At 34.0% G+C, this 14,690-nt stretch carries 12 protein-coding genes; 4 read left to right on the top strand and 8 right to left on the bottom strand.

Features of this window, described 5'->3' with window-relative positions; all coding sequences use genetic code 11:
• Nucleotides 1-154 precede the first annotated feature (154 nt).
• The 5 genes from splB to I2490_RS02370 all read right to left on the bottom strand — a co-directional run bounded on the left by splB (nucleotide 155) and on the right by I2490_RS02370 (nucleotide 5,795).
• Nucleotides 155-1,177 carry a spore photoproduct lyase gene (splB, locus tag I2490_RS02350; RefSeq protein ID WP_206458183.1) on the bottom strand — a complete coding sequence of 341 codons (1,023 nt, stop codon included), beginning with the start codon at nucleotides 1,175-1,177 and terminating at the stop codon, nucleotides 155-157.
• 155 nt (nucleotides 1,178-1,332) lie between these two features.
• Entirely contained in the window at nucleotides 1,333-2,652 is a 1,320-nt protein-coding gene (locus I2490_RS02355; RefSeq protein ID WP_206458184.1) for a TRAP transporter large permease, read from the bottom strand.
• The gene (locus tag I2490_RS02360; RefSeq protein WP_206458185.1) at nucleotides 2,652-3,164 is read right to left on the bottom strand and encodes a TRAP transporter small permease; all 513 of its coding nucleotides are present in this window, start codon (nucleotides 3,162-3,164) and stop codon (nucleotides 2,652-2,654) included. Before I2490_RS02360 ends, I2490_RS02355 begins: the two co-directional genes overlap by 1 nt.
• Before the next feature lie 193 nt (nucleotides 3,165-3,357).
• Nucleotides 3,358-4,392 carry a TRAP transporter substrate-binding protein gene (locus I2490_RS02365; RefSeq protein ID WP_206458186.1) on the bottom strand — a complete coding sequence of 345 codons (1,035 nt, stop codon included), beginning with the start codon at nucleotides 4,390-4,392 and terminating at the stop codon, nucleotides 3,358-3,360.
• 224 nt (nucleotides 4,393-4,616) lie between these two features.
• On the bottom strand, nucleotides 4,617-5,795 hold the full coding sequence (locus tag I2490_RS02370) for a serine hydrolase domain-containing protein (protein ID WP_206458187.1): 1,179 nt from the start codon (nucleotides 5,793-5,795) through the stop codon (nucleotides 4,617-4,619).
• Between the two features lie 168 nt (nucleotides 5,796-5,963).
• Between I2490_RS02370 and I2490_RS02375 the strand changes: the two genes are divergently transcribed.
• The 3 genes from I2490_RS02375 to I2490_RS02385 are packed head-to-tail and all read left to right on the top strand — an operon-like array spanning nucleotide 5,964 to nucleotide 8,949.
• A complete protein-coding gene (locus I2490_RS02375; RefSeq protein WP_206458188.1) occupies nucleotides 5,964-6,914 on the top strand; it encodes an acyl-CoA dehydratase activase-related protein in 951 nt (316 codons plus the stop codon).
• A 2-nt stretch (nucleotides 6,915-6,916) separates the two neighbouring features.
• Entirely contained in the window at nucleotides 6,917-7,999 is a 1,083-nt protein-coding gene (locus I2490_RS02380) for a 2-hydroxyacyl-CoA dehydratase (RefSeq protein WP_206458189.1), read from the top strand.
• Nucleotides 7,981-8,949 (top strand): acyl-CoA dehydratase activase, encoded by a 969-nt coding sequence (locus tag I2490_RS02385; RefSeq protein WP_206458190.1) that lies wholly within the window; start codon nucleotides 7,981-7,983, stop codon nucleotides 8,947-8,949. The genes I2490_RS02380 and I2490_RS02385 overlap by 19 nt, the downstream gene beginning before the upstream one ends.
• A gap of 103 nt (nucleotides 8,950-9,052) precedes the next feature.
• Here the strand turns inward: I2490_RS02385 and I2490_RS02390 are convergent, their stop codons facing one another.
• Nucleotides 9,053-10,846, bottom strand: coding sequence for a methyl-accepting chemotaxis protein (locus I2490_RS02390; RefSeq protein WP_206458191.1), 1,794 nt, complete (start codon nucleotides 10,844-10,846; stop codon nucleotides 9,053-9,055).
• A 255-nt stretch (nucleotides 10,847-11,101) separates the two neighbouring features.
• Here I2490_RS02390 and I2490_RS02395 point away from each other — a divergent pair, with 255 nt between their 5' ends.
• A complete protein-coding gene (locus I2490_RS02395) occupies nucleotides 11,102-11,431 on the top strand; it encodes a helix-turn-helix domain-containing protein (RefSeq protein WP_206458192.1) in 330 nt (109 codons plus the stop codon).
• Nucleotides 11,432-11,557: 126 nt separating this feature from the next.
• Here the strand turns inward: I2490_RS02395 and I2490_RS02400 are convergent, their stop codons facing one another.
• Together I2490_RS02400 and I2490_RS02405 are read right to left on the bottom strand one after the other, a co-directional pair.
• Nucleotides 11,558-12,589, bottom strand: coding sequence for a zinc-binding dehydrogenase (locus I2490_RS02400; protein ID WP_206458193.1), 1,032 nt, complete (start codon nucleotides 12,587-12,589; stop codon nucleotides 11,558-11,560).
• Nucleotides 12,590-13,102: 513 nt separating this feature from the next.
• Nucleotides 13,103-14,668: a xanthine/uracil/vitamin C permease gene (locus I2490_RS02405; protein WP_206458194.1), complete on the bottom strand. Its 1,566-nt coding sequence runs from the start codon at nucleotides 14,666-14,668 to the stop codon at nucleotides 13,103-13,105.
• Between the last annotated feature and the right edge of the window lie 22 nt (nucleotides 14,669-14,690).

Here is a 14,690-nt window from a genome sequence, read left to right on the forward strand (position 1 = left end):
TATCTATCTTATCAAATTTTAAATTCTTTCTTTTCATAATTCTTGCTATTTCGAATTAATGTCATAAAAAAAGCAAAACAGTACTTCTTTCATAATAAAAAGGCATCAAGCAAATTTCTTAATGCCTTTTTGTAACCCAAATTATATATACAATTTATATAATGTATTTAATCTCCTTGTCAATAAATATTTTTTCTATTTCATTTGAAAAAAAAGCCTTTATTTCATTCAAATCATCCTTTGGATATACATATTTTCCATATCCAAATTGTCCATATTTATAGTTTCGCTCTTCATTATTCATTGGAAGTTTAGTATTAGGGAACACTTCTAAAATTCTATTTTTAGCTATGCTTGTGTATCGATGAGAAATAATTTCAAAGGTAAGCGGATATTTCATTTTTTTCGGAAGTTTACTTTTTACCATATTTAATAACTCCTGATATTCTTCCTTCCAATTAGGATAAATAAAAATTGGAGCAATCAGAAATCCAGTAGGATACCCTGCCTCTGCCATCTTTATAGCCGCTTCAATTCTTTTTTCACAGGAAGCAGTGCCATTTTCATATTGATGAATGATATTGGCAGTATTAATGCTAAATCTTACTTCGGTACGCCCATTATGTGCAATATTCACCAGGCCATCTATATCGTTATATTTCGTAACAAAACGAAATTTTCCATACTTTTGTTCGGAAAAAAATTTAATTGTAGATTCTAAAGCATGTGTATAGGGTTCTACTGGTACCGGGTCAGATGTTGCAGCTCCTTCAAAGATAGTTGTTTCAGGAATTCTTCCTTGAATGTATAATTTTGTTTGATTTAGAATTTCATCAAGATTTGCATGTACACGAATAAACGGTTTATCTCCTAAGTTTGTATTTAAATAGCAATATTCACATTGCCCCATACAACCGGTTACCAATGGTAATTGATAATGTGCCGAAGGTTTGCATGATTGGAACTTTAAACTTTTCTTTGTATCAATAACAAGTGTCTTTTTACCTTCTCTGAATTGAGTGTATAAATCATTTCCCGGAATATATTCTTTAAATCGATTGGATGTCATATGAATTATTTCAATTCCTTTATTGTCTTTAAAAGAATTCAAAATTTCACTCGCCATGGGATACTTTAATATATCTTTTTCGAAAATAATTCTTTTTGGTATAAACATAACTGCTCCTTTACTTTGTTTTCTACTCTTTTATTTATTCCCTAAGAGTTTAAAACTATTATTTTTTCGTGCCATGCTTACAATTAAAAATAGTCACACCCTGCAAAGCGATTAAACTTTGCAAAATGTGACCATTAAAAAATATTAAAAAGGATTTATTTAACAAATACCAAGGATAACCATGGAACATAAGTTACTATTAATAATGCTGCCATACCTACAATAAAGAAAGGCATAATGTATTTAAACATACTCTCCATTTTTATTTTAGCTACAGCTGCACCCACAAACAAATTACATCCATAAGGAGGTGAGCACAAACCTAGTGCAAGGTTTACAGCCATAACGACCCCAAAATGTACCGGACTAATTCCAAGTGCATTTACCGTAGGTAATAGCATTGGTGCCATTACAATAATAGCTGGAACGGTATCCAAAAAACAGCCGACTGCAAGTAAGATTAAGTTTACGAATAATAATACCACATAAGGATTATCCGACACTCCTGTCAAGAAATTCGTAATCATCTGAGGTACTTTTTCAAATGTCATAAACGTTGAGAATACCGTAGAATAACCAAGCAGGAATGAAGTAATACCGTTAAGAACTGCTGAATCCAACAAGGTATTATACAAATCTTTCATAGTCATATCTCGGTATACAAACAAGCTGACAATAATGGAATACACTACGGAAATACATGCTGCCTCTGTTGGAGTAAACACTCCTGAATAAATACCACCAAGAATAATAACCGGCGATAACAATGCCCAGAAGCCTTCTGCAGTTGCAACCCAAATGTTTTTAACTCGATTCCATAGCAACTCACCCATTGGAACTTCTTTTACCTGTACATCCGTATGCTTACTATGTCTTAAATCTGTTCCTGTGGCTTTACACATAATAATATTTGTTGTAAGGAATACAAGCCCAATAAATACACCCGGCAGAATACCTGCTAAGAATAATGTAGGGATTGGTGTACCAGTTGTTGCACCATAAAGTACAAAGGATAAACTCGGTGGAATTATCGGACCAACGATTCCTCCAAAGCAAACCAATGTAGCTGCATATGCAGGGTCATAACCCTTTTTTTTCATCTCCGGAATCATCATTCCGCCGATTGCAGATGTTGTTGCCATTCCGGAACCGGATAGAGCACCAAAGAACATACATGCTAAAATAGTAACACAACCAAGCGCACCCGTAACAAAGTCAATGAGTGCAGATGCAAAGTTTACAATACGTTTTGCAATACCACCTGTTGACATGATAAGCCCTGCCAGCATAAAGAAAGGAATTGCCATAACGGTAAACGAACTAATACCCGAATAACAATACTGTGCATTTACAACCATATTCAAGTCAGAGCAAAAGAACATGGAAGCCATAGTTGCTCCACCAATTGCAAAGCCAACCGGTACTCCAATAAATAGCATTACAAAAAGAACGATAAATAATACTGCAACTGCCATTAATTGTTCCCTCCTTCACCAAGCTCTACTTCTGGCTCTCCTCTTTTCACTGCAATAATTGCTTCGGTTAAAGTAACCAAAGATCGAATAACCATTAGTATGCAACCTACAACTACGGATAAGTAACCCCACGACATGCTTATTTTAATCCCGGCAAAGTGTGTACCAGCTTGGCTAAACACTAAAGTAACACCATAATACGCAGTAATTGCACATATTGCAATTAAGGTTAATTCCACAAGAACATCCATGGCTCTAGCAGCACGATACGGTAACTTATCTACCAGCATCGTAATTTTAATGTGCTCCCTTCTCCTTGCACCGATACTAATACCAATCCATGAAAGCCATACGAACAGAAATTTTCCAAGCTCTTCTGACCAGGAAAGGGAGTTATTGAATGCATACCGCATAATTACCTGCACAAATATAATTGCAACCATTGCTACAAACATGGCAACAAGCAGTATATCTTCAAAACGGTTAAGTACTGAAATTGTCTTATTTTTCATCTAAGTACTTATATGTTTCTTGCCATCTAATTTGCATTATTTGGCAATTCCATACATTCTCCTTTCAAACAAAATAGTTCTATTATTTCAAAGGCTCTGTATCTGAGCTAGTCTAATATATAACTGTCCCAAATACAGAGCGCTTTTCTTTTTATAAATGATTCAGACAAAAGTCTTTCGTTTCATATTATTCTTATTTTGGAACTGTAGCAAGCCAAGCATCCATCACGTCATCGCCAACCTTTTCACGCCACATATCGTATACAGGCTGTACGGATTCAACAAATGCATTTACTTCTTCTGGTGTTAATTCTTCTACAGTAGCTCCTTCATTTTTAAAGCGTTCGAGGTATCCCATTTCATTTGCGCGTTCTTCTCCTCTCTGCTGTTCACTTACATAGTGTACGCCTTCTTCAAAGACAGCACGCAAATCTTCCGGCATGGATTCAATCCATTCAAGAGAACAAATGATTGGGAATGGTGAACTTGCATGATTTGTTAGAGTAACATAAGGTGCAATTTCGTGTAAAGAGAAATCATTGAATACACCTAATGAATGGTCTAAGCCATTGATCGTACCCTGAGATAAAGAAGTAATAACTTCGCCCCAAGCCATAGGTGTAGGGTTAGCACCCATATCCTTCCATAAAGCTACATTTAATTCATTCTGCGCAATTCGAATTTTTTGGCCTTTCAAATCAGCTGCATTATGATAAGTACGTTCGGAACTGATAACCTGTCTCATGCCATTGTAGTACATATCTACACAATAGTAACCAGAATCCTTAAGTGCTTCGTTAAATAATTCCAATCCGCCGTTTTCAAAAGTACCGGTAATCCAGTCTTCATATGTAGGATATAGATAAGGCAAATCAATGCAACTTGCGGCAGGACCTGCGGCTGCTGCAATAACAGAGGAAAGGTCAAAACACATAGTAACAGTACCTAATTTAACGCCTGCAACTAAATCCGGAGTATCTCCTAACTGACCATCAGGATAAACTTCAACAACAAACTTTCCTGGAGCCTTTTCTTCTAAGTATTCCCCTAATTTTTCACTCCATAAATGTGTAGAACGTGAGGAAGAGTCCGTATGGGCAATTTTGATTACAATTGGTTCATCACCTGATGCTGCATCTTCTTTCGCGCCTCCACATCCAGTAAATACAAATGCTAGCATTACCATAGCAAGTGTTAGGGCAAGAATTCTCTTTAAATTCTTTTTCATAATTACTTCTCCTTTTCGCTTTCTTCTTACATAAACAAACACACTATGCTTTAAAATACCTGTTCTTATATCGTTTTTTACAAAACTTTAAGAACAAAATAAATTATTTAGCACCCACATTATAGCAGGTGAAGTTCACGTATGCAATACATTTTCATCACATTCTCATCACATTTTCATCACATTTTTGACATGACTTTCACATAATTGACAAAATTATGTTGTTACAGCTTTGAAAATACAAGCTCAAAGGCTTTTTTAGCGATTCTTTTGACGGGTGCTTTTGTAATATTTGAATTAACTAAAATGCTAATATCGAGTTGCGGGCAAATCCAAAAACTAGCTCGAAATCCATCATCCGTCCCCTCATGCCCATAAAGCGTATAACCGTTTTGTTCTCTTATAAACCAGCTCATCCCTATATGTTCTCCATTATTAGGAACAATTGCATACTTTCTCCAAATCATTTCATAAGTATCTGGTTTTAAAAGAGATGGTACATTCCTTCTTCCGGTAATATGATTCAAATGGGATTCCACAAATTTTTCCATATCAAAAAAATTTGAAGTTAAGGTAGAGCTTGGCCCATGCGGTCTATTATACGGATAATTTGATTCCAGTATTATTGTATCTTTTTCATTTCTTTTATGTGGCATTGCTAATCCAACATTGCTAAGATTTTTTAAAGACAAGATATTATTTTTTATAAAGTCAGAACTTTTTAAAATACTTTTATTTTTATGAATTGATTCCATTATCTCCGGCAGTACAAATGTTCTCTCAAAAGTTAATAAAGTTGAATCATTCATTCCAAGCGGCTCAAAAATATTTTTCTTGATATACGCTTCAATATTCATTCCTGTTTTTATTTCTATAATTGCACCCAGCAATTCATAACCCACGTCAGAATAATTAAATTCAAGATCATCCGGTGAGCATAAAAATTCTATATTCTTTACTTCCGTAGAAACTGCATACTCTCGTAATGCCTTTTCGCCGATTTCAGGCTTATCCCAACCAAAATCCTTCACATTGCTTAATCCCGATGTATGTGTTAATAAATGTTTTATTGTGATTTTTTTAAACATTTCTTGTGAATTTTCTAATTCTGGAAATATTTCAACCAGCTTCTCATCAAGAGAAAGCAACTTTTTCTCCCAAAGCTGCATAATGGAAGTTCCTACAAAAAGCTTTGTAATAGAAGCCATATGAAATATTTGGTCCACTTCCATCTTCTCCTTCGTTTCAAAGTTTCGATATCCTGCAGCCCCTGTATATACAAATTCACTCGGAACAATCTTACTGCTCTCACCTATTTTGATACCTAAAACAAGTCCAGGCAAAGAATATTCTTGCATCGCATCTTTCATTAATTGGTTTAAAATTTTTTTCATCTCTTCCATTTTACTTCCTCCTTCATAACTTCAATTCTTTAGATTGTATCTTATTTTTAAGTATTTTGAAAGCATCGAATAAATAATCCAATTTAATATTGCATGCAAATTTATTTACCAATTGTATAAAATTTTGGTAAATTGATAAAATTAGCTTTGAAGGGGAGTGAACAATATATGGTAATTGGATTGCCTAAAGCTATGCTTTATTATAGATATAAAGTTTTATGGGAGACTTTTTTTAAAGAATTAGGGTGCGAAATAATAACAAGTGCTGATACGAATCGAAAGATTTTAGAAGACGGAATCAAATATTCGATTGACGAAAGTTGTTTGCCGTCTAAAATTTTTATGGGACATGTATATTCCTTAATAGGAAAATGTGATTATATATTAATTCCTCAAGTTGTCAGCTATGGCTACGACAATGACGTTTGTGTTAAATTCAATGCCTTCTATGATATTGCCAATAATACGTTTGAAAATATAAACATACTTGATTATAGCATCAATGTTATGGAAGGTGAAAAGGAACAAAAAGGCTTTATAAAAATGGGAAAAAGGTTAGGTAAAAGCTATTTTCATTCTTTAATCGCCTATAAAAAAGCAAAAAAGGCACAGGCACTCAGTGATCAATTAAAATCACAATTACAAGCTGACGTTCTTGAAAGCAATCAAATGAAACTATTAATTGTATCGCATCCATATATTACTTATGACCGTTTAATCGGATACCCAATTACAGAGTATATAAAAAAACTAGGTGGGTTACCGATTTATGCGGATCTCATCAATAAAAAAGAAAGCCTGCAAAGATCAAAGGAAATTTCGGATTCTTTGTATTGGATTTATAATAAAGAATTAATCGGAGCCATTAAGCTGCTGGAAGATAAAATCGACGGTATTATCTTACTCACAGCATTTCCTTGCGGGCCTGATTCTCTAGTCAATGAATTAATCATTCGAAAATCAAAGAAACTTCCAACAATTAATATCATTGTAGATGAACTGCAAGGTGAAGCAGGCTTACAGACTCGAATTGAAAGCTTTATGGATATCATTCAAGAAAGGCTTAACCAACAAGAAAGGCTTAACCAGAAAGAAATAAACAAGAAAAGGATTGTTTAAAAATGCAAAAAATTATTAGCTTTCCTCATATAGGGAATTATTACGTGCCTATAGAAACATTGTTAAAATTGCTATTTAAAGATCATACAGTCATTTCGGCTCCTAAAATAACAAAACGTACATTGGAATTAGGCACTAAGTACAGTCCTGACTTTGTATGTGTACCCTTTAAGTACAATCTCGGTAATTATATAGAAGCACTGGAAAATGGAGCAAATATTTTAATACAAGCATGTGGCGGATGTAGATATGGTTACTATGCAGAAATTCAGGAACAAATATTAAAGGACCTTGGGTACCAATTTGAATTTATTAAAATAACATGGGGTAAATTTAATCCCTTTGAAGTATATAACCTTTGTAAAAAAATAGGAACTTCTTTATCTTTTCCTAAATTTATACATTATGTATTATTAACTTTAAAAATGATTAAAGTAATGGATTCCTTTGAATCTTATATAAGGGAAAACATTGGCTTTGAGATGAAAAAGAACAGCTTTGAAACCATTCATAAGCAATTTTTAAATGAATTGAAACACATTCACAGCTTCCGGCAGTTAAATAAACTATATATAAAATATAATCAAAAGCTCAAGAAAGTGAAAATAAATAAGCCAAACAATTGCTTGAAAATTGGGATCGTGGGAGAACTCTATTCTCTCATGGAACCTTTTTGTAACTTTTTTATTGAAAAAGAACTTGCTGAAAATAATATTCAAGTAAGTCGCTTTATTACCGTGACCTTTTTATTAAAAAAGTCAAGAATAGAAAAAAAGATATTAAAATCCGCTAAAAAATATTTAAAATATGCAATTGGTGCTGATGGAACAGACAGCGTAGAAAAAGGACAAATGTTAGCAGAAGATGGTTATGATGGAATTATTCATATTAAGCCATTTGGATGTACCCCTGAAGTAAACGCCATGCCAATGTTGCAAAAAATAAGTAATGATTATAAAATACCAATTCTTTTTTTTAGCTTTGACTCTCAGACCTCTGAAACTGGTATAAAGACAAGATTAGAGGCTTTCTATGATATGATTCTAATGCGAAAGGAACAAGAAAGATGCAAACAGCTTATTTAGGCGTAGATATTGGCTCAATCTCAACCAAAGGTATTATTATTGACGAAAACAATAAAATCATTGCCGATAAATATATTTGGACAGAAGGTAATCCTATCAATGCCGTAAAACAAATTATTCACGACCTAAGACAACAAATCAATGAGAAGGAATTTAAAATAGCATCGGTAGGTACCACCGGATCCGCAAGGAAACTAGTTGGAGCAATGCTAGGTGCAGATGTTGTAAAAAATGAAATTACTGCTCACGCTATTGGTACACTCTCTGTTTTTCCAGAAGTGCGAACGATATTTGAAATCGGAGGACAAGATTCAAAAATAATTATTATAGACAATGGAATTGTAGTAGATTATGCTATGAATACAATTTGTGCAGCGGGTACCGGTTCTTTTTTATCATCACAAGCAAAAAGACTGGGTTTGGATGTAACTGAGTTTGGTGAAATTGCCTTAACATCACAAAATCCTTCGAAGCTTGCTGCTAGATGTACTGTTTTTGCGGAATCCGACATGGTGCATAAAGCACAAATCGGACATAAAAAAGAAGATATTATTGCAGGGCTTTGCATGGCAGTAGTCTCAAATTACTTAAACAACGTAGGAAAGGGAAAAATGATAAAACCTCCCATCGTTTTTCAAGGCGGTGTCAGCAAAAATGTTGGTGTTATTAAAGCATTTGAGCAAGTAACTAATGAAAAAATTTATGTAGATGCAAATTCTCATTTAATGGGTGCATTAGGAGTTGCAATCTTATCAAAAAGAGCAAAAAAGGATAAGCCCTTTAATCTTAATATATCTGATATTAACTATCAAACCATTGGGTATGAATGCAATAAATGCCCTAATAATTGTGAAATTATTTGCTTTTATAAGGATGATGAACTGATAGATTCTTGGGGAAATCGATGTGCAAATGGTGAACCTACCGAGCGAACATTAAAAAATGCCTGAAATGATAAGAAAAAGACTATGTTTTAGAACTGACCCCCATAAGTTAGACCTAAAAATCTAACTTATGGGAGGTCATTTTTTTATAATTATACCTTAGTATATTTTATTCATATTTCCCATCAAAATCTTTAACAGAATCTTGTAATATTAGATTGACATTATCCAAATCATTTCCTACTTCCTCATTAGAACTTACTTTTTCATAATACAATTCATCGATTTCGTTTAATTTAAACTGCGATACAAGATTTTTCAAAAGATTTGATTGGCTTGTTAATTCTTCACTTGCCGCTGCACTTTCCTCTGCAGTTGCCGAATTTGTCTGAACAACAGCAGAAATTTGATCAATGGCTTGAGTTACTTGTGTAATAGAATGCGCCTGTTCCTCAGCGGAAAGGGCAATTTCATTAATAACAGAATTTACATCTCCTGCTTTATGAACGACTTGTTCTAATGACTCTGCTGTTTTTTGTGCCATCTGCACACCATTGTCAACCGCACGAATACTGCTTTCAATAAGTGCTGCAGTGTTTTTCGCACTTTCTGCTGATTTTCCTGCAAGATTTCTGACCTCGTCAGCAACAACGGCAAACCCTTTACCTGCCGCACCTGCACGAGCCGCCTCAACTGCTGCATTTAATGCAAGTATATTCGTTTGAAATGCGATGTCATCAATACTTTTAATAATTTTATTAATTTCATCTGAAGTATTGCTGATTTCATCCATTGCATGAATCATCTGCTGCATTAACTCATTACTATGAATCACAAGAGTTCCAACATCATCTGCATTCATTTTTCCATTCTGAGCATCTTCAGCATTCTTTTTTATATGTTCTGAAATCGTATTCATCGTAGAAAGCACTTCTTCAATCGATGCTGCCTGCTCACTCGCCCCTTGAGAAAGTTCCTGAGCTCCACTGGATACTTGCTCCGACCCAATCGCAACCTGTACTGATGATTGATTAATATTTGCAAGTGCATTAGAAAGCTGTTGAATGATTTTTTCCATTGATTTTTGTAAATTGGCAAAGTCACCGATATACAATTCTTTTGCTTTACTTTCTACTGTAAAGTTCCCTCTTCCCATTTCGCTAAGACCATAATCTAAATCTTTGATAATTCCAACTATAGTATATACCAGACTTCTCATACCCTCTGCTAATTCTCCAAGCTCATCCTTACTTTCATAAGTAATCGAAGCACTTAAATCGCCTCTTACAAGTGATTGAGCAGCTAAATTCATCTCTTGAATTGGCATTAAAGTCGCTTTTTTTATAATCGTTAAAACAACTAAGGTAATGATTAAGGATAAAATACCTATAAGGATTAAGATTATCATACCACTAGTTAATGCTCTATGCGCTTTTGCACTCTGCTCATTAGCAAGCTGCATTTCATTTTCTGATATCTCTACTAAAATTTCAGCACTTTGCTGAAATAGGGGTTGATATTTACTCACATATAAATTATATGCTTTATCATCTTCTCCTCTTTTCAAATCATCTGATATCTGCTTTCGTATAATACTGATTTCATCTAAACAGGAAGAAAACTCCTCTAAAGCACTTTCATCTATTTTTTTATTTTGTTTCATACTGTCGATTGTCGATAAAATCATTTCTGCGTCTTTTTCTGCTAACTCAAGGTATTTATTGATGTTGCTTTCTTTCTCTTCAATCAGTGCAGCTAATAAATTTCTTTCTACAGATACCATGTCCCTTCTCATTTGCCATACTTTTTCTGTATTAGGAACTGTGCGAGTTGAATATTCATTGATCTGCTTTCCCATTATAGTCATGTCAATGATGGCGATTCCAGAACTAAGAATTAACATAATTAAAATAATTCCAAAACCAATTGATAATTTAGCATTCATTTTTAAATTCTTAAACATTTTTAAAAAAATCCTCCCTAGAATAGTCCTGTCTGTGATTTATACGTGACTTTTATTTGATTTAATATGTTATGGTTATTAGTTGATTTGACAATAATAAAAGGAAATCAGATTAAAAAAATGTAATCTTTTTAATCTGATTACAAATTATTCAAACAATTAAAGTTTAATCTTTATTATTATAACTTCAACTTTTAAAAAGTACAAGTTAAACTAATACGATTATAAATATAAATTATATTTGGAGGGATAGTTATGCAAAATTTAAAAAAAATTAGACTAGAAAAAAAGATGAATCAACTCAATTTAGGAATGAAAGTCGGAGTCGATCAAGTATCAATCAGCGCATATGAAATTGGAAAGTCTTATCCAAGCATCCATACTTTATTAAAGTTATGTAATCTCTTTCATGTTTCAAGTGATTTTCTTTTAGATTTAACGGATACACGAACGCCTGTTAATGAATTAGTAATCAATAATTTCAAATCAGAAGAATTAGAGTTTTTAGAACTATTCAGAAGAATTCCACAATCTAAAAAGGAGCGTGCGATAGGAATCCTGATTGGTTTATCAGATAACTATTAAACTACAACTTTTAAGTTTTTTATATAACAAAAAAAAACCGTAGGCAAGAAAGCACTCTTGCCTACAGTCGACGACATATATGTCATCTTTTTATAAGTGTGTGTTTATTATAAGAATCTTTACAAATTAAGCGTAAAGTTCTTGGAATAACTTTCTAATTGGTTCACTTTCTCTTAATACTTGAAGAGTGATGTCAGCATGACCTTCGCAATAACCGTTACCAACGATCAATTCAATATCCTTACTTACACCCTCTGCGCCTAAAGCTGCCTTTGTAAAGCTTGTTGCCATAGAGAATAGATATACTACACCATGCTGCTTGCAAGAAAGAATGCACGACATTTCAGTATTTTCAATGTTTACACAGTTGATTACAAGATCTGCAAGTTTTCCATCAGTAAGTTTAGAAACAATATTGTAAATTTCCATAGAATCGGTTGCATCTGCAAGAACATATTCATCTGCATATCCCAATTTTTTAGCTCTGTTAATTGCACTTTCTAAACCATCAATAACAATAACTTTTCCGGTAACGCCAACTCTTTTCTTTGCTTCGTAAGTAACAAGCATACCAGCTTTTCCGCCACCGCCAACAACCAATACTGTATCACCAACTTTAGCAAATTTCGCAGTCTGAGCAGGTGCACCTGCAACGTCTAAAGCGGCTAATGCTAAACTCTGTGGAATGTCATCAGGAAGCTTTGCATATAAACCACTCTGGAATAAAATTGCCTGACCCTTAATATCAACCTGGTCGATATCTGGTCTGATGTCTAGGATTTCATCAATTTTAAGTGGTGTAAGAGAAAGAGAAACTAAAGTAGCCACCTTATCTCCAGCTTTTAAATCTCCAACATAATTCGGTCCTACTTCGTTAACGGTACCAATCAACATTCCACCTGAACCAGTCCAAGGATTTTTCATCTTACCTGCTTTTTCAACAATCTGTAAAATGGTCTTTTTGATTTCTTCAATATCTTCACCAGCTCTTTTTTCAATTTCTGTGAATGATGCTGAGTCAATGTTTAATGTCATAACATCAATTAATACTTCGTTATCATAAATCTCCATTGTATTATCAATCACATCAGCAGGCTGTGGTAATGCTCCCTTCGGTGAAATAACTCTGTGTGTTCCGTATGGACAACCTTTCTTCATAATAAATCCTCCTTAAATAATAAATAATATTTTTTCATTTGTACCTATTGAATTTATTTTAGAATTTTTATTGATTCCTTTTTGCATTTCTCTAGTTACAAAAGCTTTTTTTGTTTGCCGTCTTATATTAAGCAAGTTACATGCCAATTATTCAAAATAGATAATTTTATTCAAATTCAAGCTGTAAACAAAAATAAATCTTGATAAAATATTAGTATCCCAAAAATAATTCATTTTAATAAATAGAATATTGTGACGAATGTGTAATAGTTTTTGTACTCGATGCAAAAACGGTTCAATTCCAAAAAGTCAGCAGAACCCAAAACAGTTCATCAATATACTGTTTTTTTAGAAAATTTAACCAAATATAAAATATATAAATTTATTAAAATAAATCGGAATCTATATGAGTAATCAAAAGGTTTCATTTATCTCGAAAAGGTATTATTCTACAAAAAAAGGTTGTGTTTTTGCAATAAAACACAACCTTTTCCCTAATTTAATTAATCAAATTTATACATAATCAAAATCATCTGGTGCATCAAACCATTTATTACGGCCTGAATGAAGAATAAAACAAAGAACTGCCATAATGATATAACCAATCATAAATGGAGACTTTGGAAATAATCCCAGCGCCGCACTATGAATGAATCCAAAGAAGGAGAGTACAGCCCCTGCCAATGCAGTAATTCCAGCCTTATCCAAACGTTTGTCGATAATAAAAACCGCTAGAGTCCCTAGAATAATACCGATAATAATCGCACCGGACTTTACAGCCGGCACGCCATTCCACATTACACCGGATTCTGCTAAGCTTTTTGTCACTTCTGATCCATAACCAACCAAACCGGAAGGCAATGTCTCTGTCCATATATTTGCTAATCCAACGGCACCCGTTACTTGAGTAAATAAGAAGTCTGCAATTGGAGGTACCATAGCAATTCCAATTCCAGCATAATGCTTGGTATCACAGGCTTTAAAAGCTTGAGATAACATAATAATTGAACACCATAAATAAGTAATAGCTGCAATCGCCGGTGGAACCAATGCGCTGAAGGTTGTAAAGAGTCCAAAGATACCTGCAAGAGCTAATAGAATTCCACCCATCCATGAAAATCCTATGCTCGCACCTGACTTTTTAAGCCCCGCATGTCCAAGCCAAACGGTATTTGGTACAACACCTCCAAATAACGCAGAAATCATAGTACATACCCCATCAGTAAATTGAGCTTCTCTTATGCTATAGTTATCTCCTGCAGCATTTGCCGCTTCTACATTATCCATAGTTTCAATAAAATTATAAATCTCAATTGGAATAATAATCGTTAAATATGGTATTACAATTGCAAAACCATTAATCAGTGCTTCAATCGAATTTGCTGGATTAGGGATAAAAAAGCCTATTCCTGTAAAATCAACGTGTGTACGTCCAATGAGTAATGCATAAATAATTCCTCCTACAATCGCTACAACAAACGGTGGAATTTTTTTAGGGAATAAATACCCTCCAAAAACACCAATCATTCCTACAAGTAGAATAGGAAGTCCTACGATTGGGTCACCAAATAAGTCAAAAACACCTTGGGTGGCCATCCAGATAAAACCGATACCAGCTACCGTTCCTAAAAGCGCTGCTCTCGGAATACGCTTTTTTAACCATGGTCCTATAAATCCGCCAAAAAACTCAACCATCCCTCCTATAAAGCATGCTGCAACTGCTGCAGACCATGCAAGTTCCGGATCATTAAGTGAATAGTGCAAGGGCATAATAACCCCATACAAAATAACAAACATTGCTGGTGTTGAAACCCCGGATGGCAACGCCGTTACATCGTTTCTTCCTTCTTTTTTTGCTAATTTATAAGCCATATAGGCATAATATAAACCTCCTGCCAAAAGTCCCATAGACATTCCGGGTATTACTCGTCCATAAACAAGCTCATCCGGCCAGCCTAATACGCCTGATAAAGTCGCTATTACTATAATATAATTTACTATATTGTTTGTAAGTACATAAGTTAACCCACCGATATCCCCTCGATTAAAAATTGACAAACGTGCTTCCGTTTTTAACATAAGTCACTCTCCTCTGATGTAT

This window comes from Anaerovorax sp. IOR16, assembly GCF_017168145.1.
Classification (GTDB): domain Bacteria; phylum Bacillota; class Clostridia; order Peptostreptococcales; family Anaerovoracaceae; genus IOR16.